The following is a 19,068-nucleotide window of genomic DNA, read 5'->3' on the forward strand; positions in this document are numbered from 1 at the left end:
GCAAAACGCTCGATGCTACTCCCATAAACAAGGCTATAGGGGGAGAAGCTATTGCTGATGAGGCAAACGATGCGCCTGTTAATAAGATAGTGTATTTGTTCTTTTCTGGAGACTGGGCGTAGATGTTTAATGCCCCTAACAAAATTGTAAATAATAATAGCTTTTTCATTTTTCCCTTTATTTTTCCGCGAAACTTTCTTTCAAAATTTCGCCAAAGGTAAATGTTTTAGAGCTATTGTGATAATTTTATTGTGGGTTTAATATTGTTAAATAATACATAATGTCTATTCTTCAACTTTAATTGGATATATGCAAAAAAAAGCATCATTATTAATGATGCTTTTTTATATATGAAATCAAGTACTTTTAGTCTATATAAGCTAAGACCTGATTCTTTTGAACTTTTGCGCCTTGTTTTGTTTCTATTTGGATAATCTTTCCTGAAGTAAGAGCTTTTACTTCTTCGATACCATAATAAGTTTGAACAAAACATACAACATCACCTTCTTTTACAGATGTGCCAACAACAGGAGCAGTAGAAACATCGTCTACATCAACTTGCCAAATAACTTGTCCGCTAACAGTAGCTTGAAGAGGTTTTGCTTCCGGATATTTAGCTTTAATCGCTTCCGCATCAAATGCAGGTACTTCTACTACCTGACGTGTTACGATGATTGGAGCTCCGGCTTTTTCCTTTTCTTTTTCAAGGTCTATATTGAAACGTTCTTTTGCCAATCCTGATTTGTAGTCACGGTATTGACGGTCGTGCATTGCCAATTCAAACAATTCTTCGTCATCTTGTCCGTAATCCCAGCCGTTTTCATCCATTTCTTTGCGATATGAATCAAGAGCATCAGGATATTCATCCTGAGGATTACCTGTATAGAATTCAAGTCCTTTTGCTTTAGCCAACTCAACGATTTCTTCATCCAGCTTGCCGGGAAGCGTACCTGTTTTACCAAGTATCATATTCCAGCTGTCTTTGTCGATGTTAGAGAAACGAGGTTGTCCCTGAGCCATCGAGAATATATTCATCAATGCTATATTTTTCACATATTGGCTGAACGGCGTTACGAGTGGCGGATAACCAAGTTTAGGCCATATATATTCTACTTCTTCGAATAACTGTACTACAAGGTCATTCAAAGTAACTTCAGCTTTACCATTGTTGCGAAGAGCCATATTGATAGCCGAATGCATACCTCTAAGGTCGGCCATCATAGATCCCATCATACCTCCCGGAAGACCACAGCCTACAAGCAGAGACGTCATTATTTTATTTGAAGGGTCGATCCAATATCCTAAGAAGTCGTCTATGAATGATTGTGTCAATGCACGGGCTTCCATATAAGCGCTCATGTTGATATCAGGTACAGAGAATCCTGCGTTTTTGAGCATTGCCTGTATTGTGATAATATCAGGATGCACCATTCCCCATGCTAAAGGTTCGATTGCTGTATCTACATAGTCAGCACCTGCACGTGCAACTTCGAGCATAGAAGCCACAGAGAAGCCCGGACCTGTGTGTCCATGATACTGAATCGGAATATTTGGATGGCGGTCTTTCAGTGCTTTCACTAATTTACCAAGGAAAGCAGGACGTCCTACACCGGCCATATCTTTTAAGCATAATTCGTCAGCTCCAAACTCTACTAATTTGTCAGCAAAGTTTACATAGTATTCTACTGTATGGATAGGGGACGAAGTAATACAAAGAGCAGCCTGAGAAATCATACCGGCTTCTTTTGCATATTTTACAGAAAGTTCAAGGTTGCGAGGGTCATTCAATCCATCAAACGAACGAGAGATATTAGTCCCTTGTGCATGTTTTACTTTAAACATCAATTGACGAACATCTTTTGGAACAGGGTACATGCGTAGAGCATTTAATCCACGTTCAAGCATGTGCGTTTGGATGCCAACTTTGTTGAAAGGAGCTGTCCATTCACGAACTGCTTTGTTTGGATTTTCTCCGTAAAGCAAATTTACTTGTTCAAAAGCGCCACCATTCGTTTCAACACGAGCAAAACATCCCATGTCAATAATAACCGGTGCAACTTGTGTCAATTGGTCAACACGCGGCTGGTACTTTCCCGATGACTGCCACATGTCACGATAAACGAGGCTGAATTTAATTTCTCTTCCCATAACTTTTTTTAGGTATTATACTGATAAGAGTAACATAAAATGCAGGCTATGTACACTCTAAATATATTAATTCATTAATTGTATATCAATCCTTTAATAGCCTCACAAATTTAGCTTTTTATATCCGAATAAATAAACAAAAACAATATTAAAATTGTCAATTTGTCATAAAAAAAACGTAATCTTTCTATTTTTTGTTCACTACTTATATGGGTTGCACAAAGAAGATAAAAGTGCGCAATCTTTTTGATTCTGAATGTAAAATTAACCCTTCTGGAGAAAGGATGTGATTCTATAATACTTATGCTGCGAATGGATTGAGAATCTTATCTGTATTTTTTGATAAAAAACGAAACCCCCATTGATTTATATCAATGAGGGCTTACTTATATGAATAGGTCTTTTTTATCCTTTTAATGCTTTGTCCATTGCAGCAGCAGCTTTACGTCCATCACCCATGGCGAGAATAACTGTTGCGCCCCCACGAACGATGTCGCCCCCGGCATATACATCCGGCAGGTCAGACTGCATTGTTTCCTGATTCACAATTATTGTTCCCCACTTAGAAACTTGAAGACCTTTAAATGTTGAAGGAATTAATGGATTTGGAGATACTCCAACACTGACTATTACTTCATCTATATCGAACCATTCAGTAGCTCCTTCGATTGCGATAGGCTTACGACGACCAGATGCGTCCGGTTCACCAAGCTCCATCTTCTGTAGGAGCATTCGCTTTACATGACCTTTTTCATCACCTTCGTACTTGATTGGATTATGCAGCGTATAGAACTCAATACCTTCTTCTTTGGCATGTTTTACCTCCTCTATACGGGCTGGCATTTCCTCTTCCGATCGGCGGTAAATAATATATGCTTTTTCTGCACCCAAACGTTTTGCTGTACGTATCGCATCCATAGCAGTATTACCTGCACCTATAACGGCAACTTTCTTTCCCATTTGCACAGGGGTGTCACTTTCCGGGTTTGATGCATCCATCAGGTTGACACGGGTGAGGTATTCATTAGACGACATCACTCCAATCAGATTTTCTCCCGGAATATTCATGAAGTTAGGAAGCCCTGCTCCGCTTGCAGCAAAAATTCCTTTGAAGCCTTTTTCTCTCAGGTCTTCGTGGGTAATCGTTTTTCCAACAATGCAGTTCTTTACGAACTTAACTCCCATATCACGAAGCACATTTATTTCAACGTCTACTATTTCGTTTGGAAGACGAAACTCTGGAATACCGTATTTAAGAACCCCTCCTATCTCGTGTAGTGCCTCAAATACAGTTACGTCATATCCTCGTTTTGCCATATCTCCGGCAAAAGAAAGTCCGGCCGGGCCTGATCCTACAGCCGCTATTTTTATGCCATTGGCAGGAGCTAGTTCGGGTATAGCTACTTGTCCGCTTTCACGCTCATAGTCTGCCGCAAAGCGTTCCAAGTATCCGATAGCTACCGGCTCTTTTTTCATCTTTTGTATATAGATGCATTTCGCTTCACACTGCTTTTCTTGTGGGCATACACGTCCGCATACAGCAGGCAAGGCGCTTGTTTCTTTCAGCACTTTAGCCGCTTCAAGAAATTCACCACGCTCTATGTTTTTAATGAAGGTTGGTATTTGGATTCCCACCGGACAACCTTCCATACAAGTAGGGTTTGCGCAGTCGAGGCATCGTTCCGCTTCTGCCATAGCTTGTTCGGCGGTAAGTCCTAAATTAACTTCTTCTTTCAGGGAGTGGCTTCTGTATTCAGCATCCAACTCGGGCATGTGTACACGAGATTTTTCTCCTCGTTCTTTAGCCTTCATGGTTTTACGCAGTTCCTCTCTCCATGGTTCGCTTCGGCGTGCTTGTATATATTCTTGTTCTGTCATTTTTTAGTCGTAAGTTGTAAGTAATTAGTTATAGGTAATAAGACTGAGCTGATATTTTTAATTTTACTCAATAATTAATTTAACTATAAGCTCTTAGCCTCATTAGCATTTCGTCGAAATCTACTTCGTGAGCATTAAACTCGGGACCATCAACACATACAAATTTAGTTTTTCCTCCTACCGATACACGGCAAGCACCGCACATGCCCGTGCCGTCTACCATAATGGTATTTAATGAAGCCATTGTAGGAATATTGTATTTCTGAGTCAGTAAAGAAACGAATTTCATCATAATAGCAGGGCCTATGGTTACACATAAGTCTACTTTTTCACGATTAATTACCATCTCAACACCATTTGTAATCAATCCTTTGTGTCCGTACGAACCATCATCGGTCATAACTATTACTTCGTCCGAGTATTCGGATACTTGTTTTTCGAGGATCACAAGATCTTTGGTACGTGCAGCCAAGACAGAAATAACCTTATTCCCGGCTCTTTTCATCGCTTCTATAATTGGAAGCATCGGCGCAATACCTACCCCACCTCCGGCACAGATAACTGTTCCGTAGTTTTCGATATGGGTTGCTTGTCCTAGCGGGCCAACAATATCGGTTATATAATCGCCCACATTCAGTTCGCAAATCTTTTTTGAAGAGGCTCCTACAGCCTGAATAACAATAGTGATAGTTCCTTTGTTAAGGTCAGATGCTGCAATGGTTAAAGGTATACGCTCGCCTTTCTCGCCAACACGTACAATGACAAAGTGGCCGGCCTTACGGCTTTTAGCGATAAGAGGTGCTTCAACCTCAAACTTAACTACGTTTTCAGAGAAATACTCTTTGTCTACAATTTTGTTCATTAAAACATTAGTTTAATCCAGTATAAAGATAATACAGCTATTACAAACCAAAGAAGAATGCCTAGAAGAAAGGTGTTTACGCCTGTTTTTTTTACTTCTTCCAGATTAATAGAGGCTCCGATAAAGAATAAAGAAATCATCATTCCTTTTTTTCCAAGCCAACTAAGGTGTTCGTTTGTTTCTGTCATTCCCGGGATATAGTTTCCTATAATGATAGCAACAACAAACAGAAATATAAACCAAGGGATTGTTATTTTCGAGGTTTTATTTTTATTGAAGAACGCAATACATAGCGCAAGTGGTATAATCCAGAGTGTACGCGTTAGTTTTACGGTGGTACCCACTTGCAGGGCCTGTTCTCCGTATGCCGAACATGCTCCTACTACCGAGCTGGTGTCGTGTATAGCTATTGCAGCCCAATATCCGAAATGGATCTGATCCATTTGAAGCAGATGCCCGATAGCCGGGAAAATAAATAACCCTACAGCATTTAATACGAAAACAACAGCAAGTGAAAAGCTTATCTCATTGTTTTTTGCACCCAAAACCGGAGCTACGGCAGCAATGGCACTTCCTCCACAAATAGCTGTTCCGCTGGATATAAGTAATGTTGTGTTTTTTCCTACTTTGAGTAATAATCCGAGTCCGATACCTGCCAAAACTGTTATCACAACAGAGCCCACAGTGATCATAAATCCTGTTTTTCCTGTTTGGATAACCTCATGCATCGACATGGAAAAACCCATGCAAACAATAGATGCTTGCAGTAGATATTTTGTTAGCTTTCCTGTTTTAACTACTTCTTCCCCTTTATAAAAAAAAGCGAGTATTATACCGAGAAATAAAGCCAACGGTGCTGAGAAGAACGGGAAGAAACAGCAGATTGGTACGATATAATATAATTTGCTCAGAAATTTTTGCACGATTGTCTATGCCTCCAATATTTTTAATGCTTTGTTTTCGCATTCGGTCATATATTCTCTTTCTCCGGGCCCCTTGTCGTTGATCCCACACAGATGTAGTATTCCGTGTATTATAATACGGTTAAGCTCTTCGTCGTAATTCGTTCCGAACGTTTCAGAGTTGCTTTTTACTGTATCCACACTGATGAAGATATCCCCCGATATTATATCATTTTCAGTATAGTCGAATGTAATAATATCAGTATAATAGTCGTGTTGCAAATACTGGTTATTTACTTCAAGTATTTTTTTGTCGGAGCAAAAAATAAATGAAATATCTCCAATCTGTTTACCATAAGATGTGGCAACCAGTTTTATCCAGTCTGTAGTTTTACGTTTCTTTATAGACGGAAGTTTTACTTCCTCTGCTTGATAGAGTATAGACATGGTAACTGTATGATAGTTTTATGTATAGCGATTTATTAAAAAATGCTATTAAAAATAGAATTTTAATAACTGCGCGATAAAGGTACAAAAATACAATGTACATTTACTGTATTCCATACTAAAATATATGAATTTGTTTTCGTTAAATGTTTTTTACTGTCTGTTTGCTGTGTAAATATATGATTCGATTGAAAATCGCGTTTTTATAAATAAGGTTCCATTTATGCATAACTTACTCAAAACTTTTATATGAGAAAATGTCTTTTTCTAGTCTTATTGACCTTTATCAGTAGCCATCTTTTTGCACAAACTTTAATTCAAGGAACAGTCATCGATAAAGATAGTAGCAAACCTATAGCGGATGTGATAGTGCAGTATGGAGCTACTTCGAGAGACTATATCAATACAGATAATAAAGGAAGATATGCTATTCCGACTGTAAGCGAGGATGTTATTCATTTCCAATGTATTGGTTATAAAGTGAAATCTGTTGCTAAAAGTTCACTTTTGATAAACCCTGTTGTTCGGATGGAGTTGAATCCTGTATATCTTAACCCGATTGTTATTAGCCCCGGAGATGCAGATGCTTTGTTGGATGAAGCAATGCAAAACACGAAGAAGAAACTTTTGCTCGATCTTCATCTGGGATATTTGTTGCACTTTCAGCAGACAAAAAAATCGGATACATTGCAGAACGAAATATATATGAAGTATGCAACGACACTGAAAGAGAAAGATCTGAAGAAAAATATGAAAAGGGAGAGAGTCCCTTATATGCTCAATATTATTGATATAAGGCGTGTGCAACGAACAGTGACTCCTACTTCGGAATTGTACGGGGCAGAATATCATGCTTCACATCTATTCACCTTTGGCAAAAGCGAGAATAACGAAACTACGCGTTCTTTTACATCTGATAGTTCATATATCGTTTTGCAGATAGAACCTCTTCAAGGCAAGGATGGTTGGGCAAGAGGTGAGATACTTATTAATAAAGATGATATGACTATTGCTTCTATGGAGATAGAGTCTATCGATTCTGTTTTGGCTAGTCAGCCGTATAAGCGGTATATGGGAAACCGAGTTAAAATAAAGAGAAAGGTGGGTCGTTTCTCTTTCAAAAAAGTAGGAGATAAGTATTATATGTCTGATTGCTATACTTACTATCGTTTTCAGACCCTAGACGAATTTGGCAAGGAGGATGAGATCACTTACTTTTGTGATGTTGAGTTTAAAGGTGTCATAGAAAAAAAGCAGATGCGAAATCGGCGTTTGTCCGGTTTCTGTCAAGAGTTGTTTTATTTTCCCGACTCTACCACCCGTGAATTCTGGGATGAAAATTTTGCTCAAGACTTGGAAACGTATTATCAAGGATCAGGTATAGCTCCAACAAGACAGGTGCCAATGAGTAAAAAAATATTTAATGTGATTAAGTTTGTTGTTCCTGCCGTGGCAATAGCTCTTTTGGTAAAATGATATGAATAGCCTGAAGTTGAAGAATGGTTGGAATTTTATAAATTATCAAAAATAGGTGATCAAATCACGCCTTACTTTGTTACATAAATAAGTTAATACACAAAAAATAGATAATATGGAAAATCATGAATGTGACTTATTGAATGAAAAGCAAATACAGGAGTTAAAAGCTCTGAAACGCAAAAATAGGAGGCGAAATGCATTCTGGCTCTTGATGGGATTGCAGGTTGGTTCGCTTGTCGTATCTTATTATTTAGGACGTTCGCATAAATAATAAATTGATTATCGAACTAAACTAGAAATGCACCTTTTATGAAAAAAAAGGTTTATCGAATTAGTTTGTCGCTTCTCTTTTCTCTCTCTTTATTGCTTTCTTTATCATTATCATGCGTTCCAGCTCTTGTAATAAAGAACTGTCCTTAACTCTGATTAGCATCCACTTACCATCATGTAGCTGAGGTGTTTGATCGAATATCGTTGTGAAGATATTGCTAAAGGACTCCCTGTACGCATTAAACGTTATAACTTCTTTCTTACCATATATAAGGATTACTGAGAATGCATCTTTTTCGGGAACTATAGATACGAGTGTTTTGCCATTCTTGCGGTAGCGAATAATTACCCCATAATTTTTCCCTCCAAAAGAAATCTCTTGTTCGAGGTTATAGTTTTCATTCAGAAAATCAAGTAACGAATCAAAGGCTTGCACTGCTTCTTTCTGTGCAATAAACTCTCTTATCTCATCCATATTGGGCAATGGATATTCCCTATAAATTCGTTCAGGTAATGGTGTATTCATAAACATCTTATTTCTGATAGTTGTAAAGATAACTATTTTTCGTTGAATTTTGGTTTTCTGCTTATAATTAAATGTACGACAAGACATAAACTTACAAAAAAGGCTCCTGTAAATACAACGCCATTCCATCCATAAGCTCCCCAAGCCTTACCACCTACGAATGTACCGATAGAACCTCCGATGAAATAAGAGACCATATATACTGTATTCAAACGATTGGCAGCTTCTGGCTGGGATGATAGTACAATTGTTTGATTGGTGACATGCATTGCTTGCAGCCCCATATCTAAAAGAATAATGCCCACAATGATTCCTATGTAAGTACTATCGGCCATACCAAACACTCCCCACGAAACGATCATAATGAAGGTCGCTATGGCTATAAGCTTGTTTTTGTTTACTTTGCCCGATGCTTGTCCTACAAGGGTAGCCGCCAGTGCACCTGCTATACCGAACAGACCTAAAGATCCGGCAACATCGCTTCCCTGAAAGTAGGGGGCCTCCTGAAGCCTGAAAGTGAGGGTAGTCCAAAATGCAGAGAAAGAGGCAAACCCCAAAGCTCCTCTTAATGAAGCTAATTGTAAGCTCGGGATGCTTCTTGCATATCGTACAACAGATCCCATCAGTTGTCCGTAAGTGCCCTTAAAGGTTGGTTGCATATTTGGTAACATCCATGCAATGAGTACAGCAAGTATAATCATGAGTCCTGCAGCAATGAGGAATACATTCCGCCAGCCGAGATATTCTCCTACAACACCGCTAAAAACACGTGACCCTAAAATACCGATCAGCAATCCACTCATAACGATACCTACATTTCGTCCCTTCTCTTCGGGACGGGATAATTGGGCTGCTATGGGCACAAATATCTGAGGAACAACAGATGTAAGCCCGATACAAAAGCTTGCTGCGAGCATGACTATTAAGGACTTACTTAAAGCGAAAACGACTAATGAAAGGATTATGAAAAAGAAATCGATGAGGATAATCTTTTTTCGCCTAAACATGTCACCGAGTGGGATTATAAGTAATAATCCGGCAGCATATCCCATCTGGGTAAACATTGCGACCTTACTTGTTGCTGACTCAGATTCACCCAGTTCTTTGGCTATAACGCCCAGTAAGGGCTGATTGTAGTAATTGTTGGCTACTACAAGGCCTGCACCTATTGCCATCAGCCAAAGGATGCTTTTTGATAAAAACAATTCGTTTTCTTTTTCTGGCATTGTTGTCAAATTTACTTTTATTCAGCTTAAAGCCTTTTATCGTTTTTACACCTTAGTCGTAGACTTTATGGTGATTTATTTAAAATATTGTGAAATGCTTAAGTTTCATCTAAAGAGATTCTTATTGTCAAAAAAGTGACAAAAGTGACACTTTATTTACTGTTTTTAATTGTTACCTTTTTTCTGTTTCTAGTTTTATCAAAGACTAAAAACAATGTATAACATTCGCTATTGCTTTCTACTTAATAGATAATTTTATACTTATAAGATACTCTTTTTATGGGCTCGGTTTCGCCGGTTTTGGAGAACCGGCAGAACTAAAAAACATTTCTCAATGAAGTGAAATCTTTTATAAGAAAAGATATATTCTTATTTTGAGATTACAAACAGAAGTCTGTCTACAAGACTATTCTTATTATCTCTACTAAGAATCCTTGTATTATATAACTATCCAAGTTATATGTACGAATGAATAATATGAAGCCTACAAATGTATACCTACATTAATCGATAAAACGCTTTGTAATATCACCGAATGCATCTATACGTCTGTCTCGGAAGAATGGCCACCAACGTCGTACCTGTTCAGAACGCTTCATATCTATTTCTACTATTTGTACTTCTTCTTTGTCGTTGGATGCCTGCCAGATAATTTCGCCTTGAGGGCCTGCAACAAAGCTGTTTCCCCAGAAAGTGATTCCATTCGTTTGCCCCGATGGGTCGAGTTCGTATCCTGTGCGGTTCACAGATACAACGTGCAGTCCGTTAGCTACAGCATGTCCTCGCTGAGAGATCACCCAAGCTCCAAGCTGGCGGCTTTTCTCATCTTCGGTATCGGTCGATTCCCAACCTATAGCTGTAGGGTAAATAAGAATATCAGCCCCAGCCATTGCCATCAGGCGTGCAGCTTCGGGGTACCACTGATCCCAACAAACCAAAACCCCCAGTTTACCCAATGATGTTTCGATGGGCTTAAAGCCAAGATCTCCGGGAGTGAAATAAAACTTTTCGTAATAAGCAGGATCGTCAGGAATATGCATCTTGCGGTATTTACCTGCAATAGTTCCGTCTTTTTCTATTACTACAGCTGTATTGTGATACAGTCCGGGAGCACGACGTTCGAATAGGGAAAGTACAATGACAACCTCTAACTCTTTAGCCAAAGCTCCGAAGTCGTCGGTAGACGGTCCGGGTATTGTCTCGGCTAGATCAAAAATATTTGTATCCTCTACTTGACAGAAATAAAGCGAATTGTGCAGCTCTTGCAAAACAATAAGTTGTGCACCTTCGTTTGCTGCCTTACGGATTTTATCTTTTAGTCCTGCTATATTTTTCTGTATATCAGGAGTATTTGCCTGTTGTATGATTCCTATTTTCATAATCCTCTAATCTGGTAATTTAATCGTATTGGGAGACATTTGTATATGTTTCTCAAACTCGTCAATCCTTAACTGAATGTCATCCAGAAACTCTTGCGTGCATCCGCCCTTTTTAGCATCCAGATAATATTGTTTAAGTAAAGGTAAAAATAATATGTCGTTTCCCGAAAATACCATCGCCGGAACATCGTTTTTTATACACCTTAATAATAATGCTTTTTGATCTTTCATAAACGCTTGGGTATTATACAAAATTATCGGGATATTGCATCGTTATGCAGTGCAACGAACCATGTTGACGTATCAATGAAGAACAATCTATTCCTATGATTTCTCTTGTAGGAAAAGCAATTTCTAATTTTTCTTTGGCCTCTGTATCTCTTTCCTGATCGTTGTAGAATGGAAGTAGTACAACGTCGTTCATTATAAGGAAATTGGCGTAAGTCGCCGGAAGCCTTTCATTGTCTTCGTCGTATACGGCTTTTGCCATAGGCAGCGAGATTAACTTATATGGATTGCCTAGATAATCGGTGAAGGTTTTTAATTGTTCCTCCATCTTGGCAAGAGCCTCATAGTGTTCATCTTTTTTATCTTCACATTTTACATATACAATTGTGTGTTCGTCACAATAACGAGCCAATGTATCTATATGGCTGTCAGTGTCATCTCCGCTTAGGTAACCATGATCTAACCATAATATCTTATTTAGCCCGAAGGCTTCTTTTAGATATTTTTCTATTTCATCTTTCGACATGAAAGAGTTTCTGTTTGCAGAAAGCAAGCATTCGGATGTAGTCAAAAGTGTGCCTTTTCCGTCCGATTCCAATGCTCCTCCTTCGAGGGCAAAATCTTTCTTGTTGAGTAGCTCTACATCACTTTTAAATATATCGTTTTTGAACAAGCCTCTGCTTATTTGATTGTCGTAGTTCGATGCAAACTTTAATCCCCACCCATTGAATGTGAAATCATACACCTGTTTTTTCCCATTATTGATAACAGATATCCCGCTGTGATCACGTGCCCAAGTATCATTGGTTGGCAATTCTACCAATGTGAGGTTTGGAAATAAGTCTTTATGCTCTTTCAACTCATACTTCACGGTTTCTGCATTGTGACACACAACAATTAATTTTTGCCTTTTCAGTATTTCTACTGCTATATTCACATAGCATGCAGTAACTTCTTCGAGCATATAATCCCAATCGGTGTCGGGATGAGGCCATGTTAACTGTATTGCACTTTGCGGATACCATTCGGGTGGAAAAAATATATGATTCATTATCAACGGTCTTTTTATTGTTTGTTTGCTACACAAAAGTACAAAATTATTACTTCAATACACCTCCTGTTAATATCCGCCCCGAATTGATTGTCTGTCTTCGGGCAGAGAAGAAAAGTTCGGGATGAGAATAAGTGCATAAGTTCGCAACCTCTATATTCTTGTTGTCGATGCCGGCTTCAATTAACAGTAATTTATTTGCCAATTCAAGATTTATGTGCATTTTTCCGCTCTCAGTATTGCGATATGCTATATCAGTGATGGTAAATCCTGTCTGAATAAAAGCATCCACAACTTCACCTCCTACTTCAAAGTGTTTCTGTGAGATGCAAGGGCCTATTCCTGCCCCTAGATTTTGAGGTTTGCTGCCGAAATGCTCTGTCATCTTTTCTATTGTTTTGTCTGCGATTCGGGCTACAGTGCCTTTCCATCCGGCATGTATTGCAGCAAGCACATGTTGTACAGGATCAAATATAAGAATGGGTACACAATCGGCAGTCGTGACTCCTATGCAAATATCTTTCTGATTGGTGATTAAAGCATCAATTCCATTCAGTGATTTTGCTTTTTCCAAATCACTCTTGTTCAGAAAGTCATTATCAATGATTCGTATCTGATCGTTATGAGTCTGATAGGGGATATATAGGTTTTCTATGGATACATTTATTTCATCAGCAAGAAGCTCCTGATTTTCACTGACACAATCTGCATCATCTCCCGAATAGGGGCTCAGATTTAGAGAAGCGTATGCTCCCGTGCTAATTCCTCCCTCAATGGTAGTTGTGAAAACAGATACGCTCTTTGTAGGAAAAGAGGGAAATGTTAGTAGATTCAGTCTGTTACTTCGAATTGTATCCATATTCCTAATTTTAAGAAATGCCCTCGATCTCTGTTGATAAAGGGCATTTGCTTTTCTTATTTATTTTCTTCTTCAGTATCTTCTCCGTAATAAAAATCCGGATCGAAATCCTCATCCTCTTCCTCATCCCAGTCTTCTTCTTCATAGTCATCTTCCGGGATAGATTCGTCATCATCATCGAATTCCACAACTTTTATGTCGAGGTTTCGATGGGTGATGCTTTCAAACGATTTTTTGTATTCGCCGTCTGCATTTAGTTCACGCCATAGCATATCTTTTAGGGCTGTAATATTATACCCTGTAATGGATGAAATAAATATATGCGGTATTTCGGGTAGATCAGCTTCCAAAGCTTCCATTAGTTCATCGTCGAGCATATCAGCTTTCGAGATCGCTAATATTCTTCGCTTATCTAACAATTCGGGATTGTACTGAGCCAATTCATTCAATAAAACTCTGTATTCTTGATGGATATCGTCAGCATCGGCAGGTACCATAAACAGTAAAAGCGAATTACGCTCAATATGTCGTAGGAAACGCAATCCGAGTCCTTTCCCTTCGCTTGCACCTTCTATAATACCCGGTATGTCAGCCATTACAAATGATTTGTAATCACGATAACTCACGATACCGATTTTAGGTTCAAGGGTAGTAAACGGATAATTTGCTATTTTGGGTTTTGCTGCACTAACTACCGATAGAAGTGTTGATTTTCCTGCATTCGGAAAACCTACAAGCCCTACATCGGCAAGAACTTTTAGTTCCAGTATGACTCTGCGCTCTTGAAATGGTTCGCCGGGCTGTGCATAGCGGGGAGCCTGATTTGTTGAGGTTTTGAAGTGGTTGTTTCCTTTTCCCCCTCTTCCTCCTTTCAATAGAACAACTTCTTTTCCGTCTTCAGTAACGTCGCAAAGATATTCTCCTGTTTCGGCATCATAGGCTACTGTTCCGCAAGGAACATCTATGATTTTAGAATCACCACTTTTACCTGTACTCAATCTGCCCGATCCACTTTCTCCATGTCCTGCAAGGATATGTCGTTGATATTTCAGGTGGAGCAATGTCCACATGTTTCGGTTAGCTCGGAGAATAATATCACCTCCGTCACCTCCGTCACCTCCGTCAGGGCCACCTTTCGGTATATACTTTTCCCTGCGGAAATGGGTTGAACCTCTACCACCTTTACCCGACCGGCAGTATATCTTGACGTAATCTATGAAATTTGATTCTGCCATATTTTTATTTATTCTATTTAGATAACAAAGGAAGTTATAATACCGTTCACGGTTTATAACTTCCCTGTATATATAAATAATTCAATTATTTAACTTTGTCCACGGCCTCGGCTATAAGATCAAATATCTGATCTATGGTGCCAACTCCTTTTATTGTGGCCAATTTCCCCGAATTCATATAATGATCTTTCAGTGGGGAAGTTTGATTTTTATATACATCAAGGCGGGATTTTATAGTCTCCAGATTATCATCTGAGCGTCCCGATTGTTGTCCGCGCTTAATAAGTCTGTCTATCAGTTCCGGCTCTTCTACATCGAGATTGATAACGATAGAAATTTCTTCTCCGCGTTCTTTTAATATTTTTTCAAGAGCTTCGCCCTGAGCGATTGTTCTTGGAAAACCATCGAATATAACGCCTGCTTTATCTTTTTTACTATCCAAAACATTTGCCAGCATCCCGATAACTACATCATCCGGTACAAGCTGACCTTTAGAGATATATTCTTCGGCCAATTTGCCAAGTTCAGTTCCATTTTTTATCTCTCCACGTAGCACATCTCCTGTCGAAATGTGAGCGAGATTATATCTTGTGATGAGATTTTCACTTTGAGTTCCTTTTCCTGAGCCCGGAGCTCCAAAAATTATAATATTCAGCATACTGTTAGAATTACGAGTTACAAGTTACGGGTTGCAAACAGCAAGGCGTAAATCGTAAATATTATTGTTAAGAGTTTTTTATTTTGTATATGTCAGCAAGATTGCGGCCATAACCATCATAATCGAGTCCGTATCCAACGATAAAGTCGCTAGGGATTTCTAATGCCACATAGTCTAGCTGTACTTTATGCTTTAGGGCATCAGGTTTAAGAAGGAGTGTAGTTACAAGTATTTCTTTCGGACTATCGCATGCCAACTGTTCGAGCATCAAAGACATCGTATAGCCTGTGTCTACTATATCTTCAACAATAACTATTGTACGGTCGGTAATATCTTCTTCAAGTCCATATATTTCTTTCAATTTACCTGACGATGACGTACCTTGATAAGATGACATTTTCACGAAAGATACTTCGCTTGGAACAGTAACACGCTTCATCAGTTCCGAAGCGTACATAAAAGAACCATTCAGAACACAGATAAATAAAGGATCCTTACCTGCTAAATCTTTGTTCAGTTTTTCTGCGATATCATCTATTGCTTTTTCAATTACCTCCTGTGTCAGAAATAGTTCGAATTCTTTATCTTTGATTTTTACTGTCTTCATAGAAGCTCTTCTCCTTAAATATTTTATTAAAGTGCAAAAGTAGTACATTTAGCTTAAAAATACATAATGAATTATGTTTTTTAATAAATAGAAATGAATAATTGGGGAGAAAATTAAAAAAGGTATTCTCAATGAATACCTTTTTATATATAAAGAACTTTTACTGATTATTGAGGCGCGCCGTACACTTCTTCACATGGCTGTACTATTACCCAACCTTCTCCTTCAAACATCATCTGGAAGCTTTCGCCGCTACCACGTCCGATGAATGTTTTGAGGGATATATCTGTTTTTATAGTTGGAGTCAGATTGCCCGACCATGCAACAGTAGCGTTAGGGTCCGTAAATATCGGTTGTCCCGGTTTCACCAACAGTGTCATAGGTTTACCGTGAGTAGTAATAGCCACGTGTCCTGTTCCCGCCAGACGTACTTGAAACAGTCCGCCACCCATAATGCCGGCAATGCTTTTCATCATTTTTACATCAGACTGTATAGAATTTTCATGAGCAAGGATGTCATTCCCATTTACATTGATAGCTTCGTTCTCAAGATATAAGATTCTTACTCTTTTTTCGAAATCTGCAGCATATACACGTCCGGTTCCTGAAGTTCTCATCATGGTGGTTCCTTCTCCCGACATTGTTTTCTTTAGTAAGTTTCCGATACCTTTGCTCAGCATGCCTTCCCTTTCAAACTTTATGTTTCCTGTATAGGCTACCATTGCTCCTTTTTTTAACATCACCGTTTGGTTATTGATGTTAAGCTCAAGTATATGAGTGCTTTCCAGTTGGAAGAAGTCGTTTTTTGATTCTTCTTGTGCAGTTTCTTCGATGAAAGATCTAATAGAATATTTGTTCATACACGTAAAGTTGTTGATAATGATTAATAAAAATTGACTATAATTCAGCAAAAGTAATAAAAAATAAGCTGTAAATAAAGAAGATCAGCTTTTATAGCCTGATTCGGGTAATCTCTGACATATTTAAACAGAGTGAAACATTTCATCTCATTGAGATTATTTGTTTCACTCTGTATATCATAAAAACCGGATTGTCTCTTGACAGTTCTTCTTTATGTTTGGTGGCAGAACCTTATTTTTTACTCTTCAACCAGCGCAAAATCGAGCTGTTTCCGTTCCAGATTGGCTCGGGCAACTTTAATTTTCAGCGGGTCGCCAAGGCTGTAAGTGCGTTTTTTGCGACGACCTCGTAAGCAGTAATTCTTTTCATCAAATTCGTAGAAGTCATCATCCAAATCTCGGATAGGAATCATGCCCTCACACTTGTTTTCATTTATTTCTGCATAAACACCCCATTCTGTTATACCAGAGATCACAGCATCGAAGACCTGTCCGAGTTTATCAGACATATATTCTACTTGTTTGTACTTGATAGATGCTCTTTCTGCATTAGCCGCTAGCTGTTCCATTTCAGAGCTGTGTTCACATTTGCCTTCGTATAGATGTTTGTTTACACTGCGCCCTCCATCCAGATATCTGGTGAGTAGCCTGTGCACCATCATGTCGGGATAGCGACGTATAGGGGAGGTGAAGTGTGTATAGTATTCGAAAGCCAGTCCGTAGTGACCGATGTTGACTGTCGAATATATTGCTTTTGCCATCGCACGTATAGCGATCGTAGAAATAAGATTCTCTTCGGGTTTTCCGCTCACTTCGTCCAGGAGGTGATTTATAGCTTTCGATACATTTGTCTTTGTTCCATCTACTTTGATTTTGTAGCCAAAACGACGGATAAACTCGGATAGATTTTCCATCTTTTCAGTATTTGGTATATCATGAATACGGTAAACAAATGTTTTCGCACTTTTATTCTTTGGAACATTTCCTACAAACTCTGCTACAGTTTTGTTTGCCAAAAGCATAAACTCTTCTATCAGCTTATTCGAATCTTTGGCGTATTTGAAATATACACTCAACGGTTTTCCCTTCTCATCGATTTCGAATCTCACTTCGTGACGATCGAATGCAATAGCTCCGTTGTCGAAACGTTTAGCTCGCAATTTTTTTGCCAGATCGTTTAGCTGTAAGATTTCGTCCTTAAAGTCTCCCTCTGCCCCTTCTATTATGTCTTGAGCTTCCTCGTACGTAAATCGTCTGTCGGAATGGATAACAGTGCGGGTAATTCTATGCTTTTTTATATTTGCTTCATCATCTAGCTCGAAGATAACAGAGTAGCATAATTTATCTTCATGAGGGCGTAGTGAACATAGGTTATTGCTTAGTCTTTCGGGTAGCATCGGGATGGTGCGGTCTACTAGATAAATGGACGTAGCTCTACTTTCACCTTCTTTATCTATCGTGTCTCCCTCTTGTACATAATGGGTCACATCAGCTATGTGCACACCTACTTCCCAACGTCCGTTTTTTGATTGTTTGATAGATAATGCGTCGTCGAAGTCTTTTGCATCTCGCGGGTCGATGGTAAATGTAGTTGTACTACGCATGTCTTCGCGCTTGGCTATCTCTTCGGCGGTGATGTCATCCGGTATTTTATTTGCTGCCGCTTCTACCTTTTCAGGATATTTGTATGGTAATCCAAATTCGGCAAGGATCGCATTCATCTCGGTGTTGTTTTCTCCTGCCTTTCCCAGTATGTCTATAACTTTTCCTATCGGGTTCTTCGCTTTCTGAGGCCATTCTACTACCTCTACTAATGCTTTGTCTCCGTCATTTCCTCCCTTGAGGTTTTCTTTCGGGATGAATATGTCATTTGCAAGTATCTTGCTATCCATTACCAAGAAAGCAAATTGCTTTTGTACATCAAGTGTACCAACAAATGTTGTTTGTTTTCGTTCCAGTATTTCTAATACTTCTCCTTCCGGGTCACGCCCTTTTCGCTTTGCCAGCATTTGTATTTTCACTCGGTCGCCATTCATTGCGTGAGCCGAATTGCGTTCGGCAATAAATATATGAGCCGAATCACTTTCTCCATCCGGTACGAAAAAGTTTTTGCCATTGCTTCTTCGTTCGAATACTCCTTCAACGAAAATCCCTCTATTGTTCGATTTATATTTTCCCTTTCCGGTTTCTATTATAAAATCATCTTCTTGAAGATCGTATAGTATATTGCTTATTAGTTGTTTCTCGGCAGGTTTTTTGAACCCTAATTTTTCGGCTACCTGTTTGATGCCAAATGATTCGGAAGCATTCTTGTTGAAAAAGTTTACAACGGAGTTTGTAATGTCGCTCTTAGTCTTCCTTTTGTCTTTTTTATGAGGAGCTTTATTCTTACTCATATTTCTCTTATTAAATTAGTTCTTAATATCCATACTTTTTTGTACATTTGAGTAGTT

18 protein-coding genes are annotated in these 19,068 nt (G+C 38.8%); 2 read left to right on the forward strand and 16 right to left on the reverse strand.

Annotated features, from left to right (window positions below; all coding sequences use genetic code 11):
• Positions 1–366 precede the first annotated feature (366 nt).
• From LDB17_RS07525 to ybeY, 5 genes are all read right to left on the reverse strand, one after another.
• Entirely contained in the window at positions 367–2,148 is a 1,782-nt protein-coding gene (locus LDB17_RS07525; RefSeq protein ID WP_006842002.1) for a biotin/lipoyl-containing protein, read from the reverse strand.
• A gap of 405 nt (positions 2,149–2,553) precedes the next feature.
• A complete protein-coding gene (gene gltA, locus LDB17_RS07530) occupies positions 2,554–4,026 on the reverse strand; it encodes an NADPH-dependent glutamate synthase (RefSeq protein ID WP_252638470.1) in 1,473 nt (490 codons plus the stop codon).
• A gap of 79 nt (positions 4,027–4,105) precedes the next feature.
• Positions 4,106–4,888, reverse strand: a complete 783-nt coding sequence (locus LDB17_RS07535; RefSeq protein ID WP_252638471.1) for a sulfide/dihydroorotate dehydrogenase-like FAD/NAD-binding protein — start codon at positions 4,886–4,888, stop codon at positions 4,106–4,108.
• Entirely contained in the window at positions 4,888–5,811 is a 924-nt protein-coding gene (locus LDB17_RS07540) for a putative sulfate exporter family transporter (protein WP_252638472.1), read from the reverse strand. The genes LDB17_RS07535 and LDB17_RS07540 overlap by 1 nt, the downstream gene beginning before the upstream one ends.
• 6 nt (positions 5,812–5,817) lie before the next feature.
• Positions 5,818–6,237 carry an rRNA maturation RNase YbeY gene (gene ybeY, locus LDB17_RS07545; RefSeq protein ID WP_252638473.1) on the reverse strand — a complete coding sequence of 140 codons (420 nt, stop codon included), beginning with the start codon at positions 6,235–6,237 and terminating at the stop codon, positions 5,818–5,820.
• Positions 6,238–6,486: 249 nt separating this feature from the next.
• Here ybeY and LDB17_RS07550 point away from each other — a divergent pair, with 249 nt between their 5' ends.
• Entirely contained in the window at positions 6,487–7,713 is a 1,227-nt protein-coding gene (locus LDB17_RS07550; RefSeq protein WP_252638474.1) for a carboxypeptidase-like regulatory domain-containing protein, read from the forward strand.
• A 115-nt stretch (positions 7,714–7,828) separates the two neighbouring features.
• The gene (locus LDB17_RS07555) at positions 7,829–7,987 is read left to right on the forward strand and encodes a hypothetical protein (RefSeq protein ID WP_006842008.1); all 159 of its coding nucleotides are present in this window, start codon (positions 7,829–7,831) and stop codon (positions 7,985–7,987) included.
• Positions 7,988–8,047: 60 nt separating this feature from the next.
• Here LDB17_RS07555 and LDB17_RS07560 read toward each other — a convergent pair whose 3' ends face one another.
• The 11 genes from LDB17_RS07560 to rnr form a co-directional block, all read right to left on the reverse strand.
• Entirely contained in the window at positions 8,048–8,512 is a 465-nt protein-coding gene (locus LDB17_RS07560; RefSeq protein WP_252638475.1) for a DUF3788 family protein, read from the reverse strand.
• 32 nt (positions 8,513–8,544) lie between these two features.
• Complete coding sequence (locus LDB17_RS07565) at positions 8,545–9,738, reverse strand: MFS transporter (RefSeq protein ID WP_252638476.1); 1,194 nt, start codon at positions 9,736–9,738, stop codon at positions 8,545–8,547.
• A gap of 503 nt (positions 9,739–10,241) precedes the next feature.
• Positions 10,242–11,117: a carbon-nitrogen hydrolase gene (locus LDB17_RS07570; RefSeq protein ID WP_252638477.1), complete on the reverse strand. Its 876-nt coding sequence runs from the start codon at positions 11,115–11,117 to the stop codon at positions 10,242–10,244.
• Between the two features lie 6 nt (positions 11,118–11,123).
• Entirely contained in the window at positions 11,124–11,348 is a 225-nt protein-coding gene (locus tag LDB17_RS07575; RefSeq protein WP_006842014.1) for a hypothetical protein, read from the reverse strand.
• 13 nt (positions 11,349–11,361) lie between these two features.
• Positions 11,362–12,396, reverse strand: a complete 1,035-nt coding sequence (locus tag LDB17_RS07580) for an agmatine deiminase family protein (RefSeq protein ID WP_252638478.1) — start codon at positions 12,394–12,396, stop codon at positions 11,362–11,364.
• Between the two features lie 49 nt (positions 12,397–12,445).
• Positions 12,446–13,255, reverse strand: a complete 810-nt coding sequence (pgeF, locus tag LDB17_RS07585; protein WP_252638479.1) for a peptidoglycan editing factor PgeF — start codon at positions 13,253–13,255, stop codon at positions 12,446–12,448.
• Positions 13,256–13,311: 56 nt separating this feature from the next.
• Positions 13,312–14,490: a GTPase ObgE gene (gene obgE / locus LDB17_RS07590; RefSeq protein ID WP_252638480.1), complete on the reverse strand. Its 1,179-nt coding sequence runs from the start codon at positions 14,488–14,490 to the stop codon at positions 13,312–13,314.
• 85 nt (positions 14,491–14,575) lie between these two features.
• Entirely contained in the window at positions 14,576–15,148 is a 573-nt protein-coding gene (locus tag LDB17_RS07595) for an adenylate kinase (RefSeq protein WP_252638481.1), read from the reverse strand.
• 67 nt (positions 15,149–15,215) lie between these two features.
• Positions 15,216–15,755 carry a hypoxanthine phosphoribosyltransferase gene (hpt, locus tag LDB17_RS07600; RefSeq protein ID WP_006842019.1) on the reverse strand — a complete coding sequence of 180 codons (540 nt, stop codon included), beginning with the start codon at positions 15,753–15,755 and terminating at the stop codon, positions 15,216–15,218.
• Between the two features lie 167 nt (positions 15,756–15,922).
• On the reverse strand, positions 15,923–16,615 hold the full coding sequence (locus tag LDB17_RS07605) for an AIM24 family protein (protein WP_252638482.1): 693 nt from the start codon (positions 16,613–16,615) through the stop codon (positions 15,923–15,925).
• Positions 16,616–16,854: 239 nt separating this feature from the next.
• Positions 16,855–19,011 (reverse strand): ribonuclease R, encoded by a 2,157-nt coding sequence (gene rnr, locus LDB17_RS07610; RefSeq protein ID WP_252638483.1) that lies wholly within the window; start codon positions 19,009–19,011, stop codon positions 16,855–16,857.
• Between the last annotated feature and the right edge of the window lie 57 nt (positions 19,012–19,068).

The organism is Dysgonomonas sp. Shenzhen-Wh21, assembly GCF_043392705.1.
GTDB lineage: Bacteria > Bacteroidota > Bacteroidia > Bacteroidales > Dysgonomonadaceae > Dysgonomonas.

Coding starts and splice junctions, on each gene's coding strand:
- LDB17_RS07525 (WP_006842002.1), bottom strand. CDS start 2,148: ATGGGAAGAGAAATTAAATTCAGCCTCGTTTATCGTGACATGTGGCAG.
- gltA (WP_252638470.1), bottom strand. CDS start 4,026: ATGACAGAACAAGAATATATACAAGCACGCCGAAGCGAACCATGGAGA.
- LDB17_RS07535 (WP_252638471.1), bottom strand. CDS start 4,888: ATGAACAAAATTGTAGACAAAGAGTATTTCTCTGAAAACGTAGTTAAG.
- ybeY (WP_252638473.1), bottom strand. CDS start 6,237: ATGTCTATACTCTATCAAGCAGAGGAAGTAAAACTTCCGTCTATAAAG.
- LDB17_RS07550 (WP_252638474.1), top strand. CDS start 6,487: ATGAGAAAATGTCTTTTTCTAGTCTTATTGACCTTTATCAGTAGCCAT.
- LDB17_RS07555 (WP_006842008.1), top strand. CDS start 7,829: ATGGAAAATCATGAATGTGACTTATTGAATGAAAAGCAAATACAGGAG.
- LDB17_RS07560 (WP_252638475.1), bottom strand. CDS start 8,512: ATGAATACACCATTACCTGAACGAATTTATAGGGAATATCCATTGCCC.
- LDB17_RS07565 (WP_252638476.1), bottom strand. CDS start 9,738: ATGCCAGAAAAAGAAAACGAATTGTTTTTATCAAAAAGCATCCTTTGG.
- LDB17_RS07570 (WP_252638477.1), bottom strand. CDS start 11,117: ATGAAAATAGGAATCATACAACAGGCAAATACTCCTGATATACAGAAA.
- LDB17_RS07575 (WP_006842014.1), bottom strand. CDS start 11,348: ATGAAAGATCAAAAAGCATTATTATTAAGGTGTATAAAAAACGATGTT.
- LDB17_RS07580 (WP_252638478.1), bottom strand. CDS start 12,396: ATGAATCATATATTTTTTCCACCCGAATGGTATCCGCAAAGTGCAATA.
- pgeF (WP_252638479.1), bottom strand. CDS start 13,255: ATGGATACAATTCGAAGTAACAGACTGAATCTACTAACATTTCCCTCT.
- obgE (WP_252638480.1), bottom strand. CDS start 14,490: ATGGCAGAATCAAATTTCATAGATTACGTCAAGATATACTGCCGGTCG.
- LDB17_RS07595 (WP_252638481.1), bottom strand. CDS start 15,148: ATGCTGAATATTATAATTTTTGGAGCTCCGGGCTCAGGAAAAGGAACT.
- hpt (WP_006842019.1), bottom strand. CDS start 15,755: ATGAAGACAGTAAAAATCAAAGATAAAGAATTCGAACTATTTCTGACA.
- LDB17_RS07605 (WP_252638482.1), bottom strand. CDS start 16,615: ATGAACAAATATTCTATTAGATCTTTCATCGAAGAAACTGCACAAGAA.
- rnr (WP_252638483.1), bottom strand. CDS start 19,011: ATGAGTAAGAATAAAGCTCCTCATAAAAAAGACAAAAGGAAGACTAAG.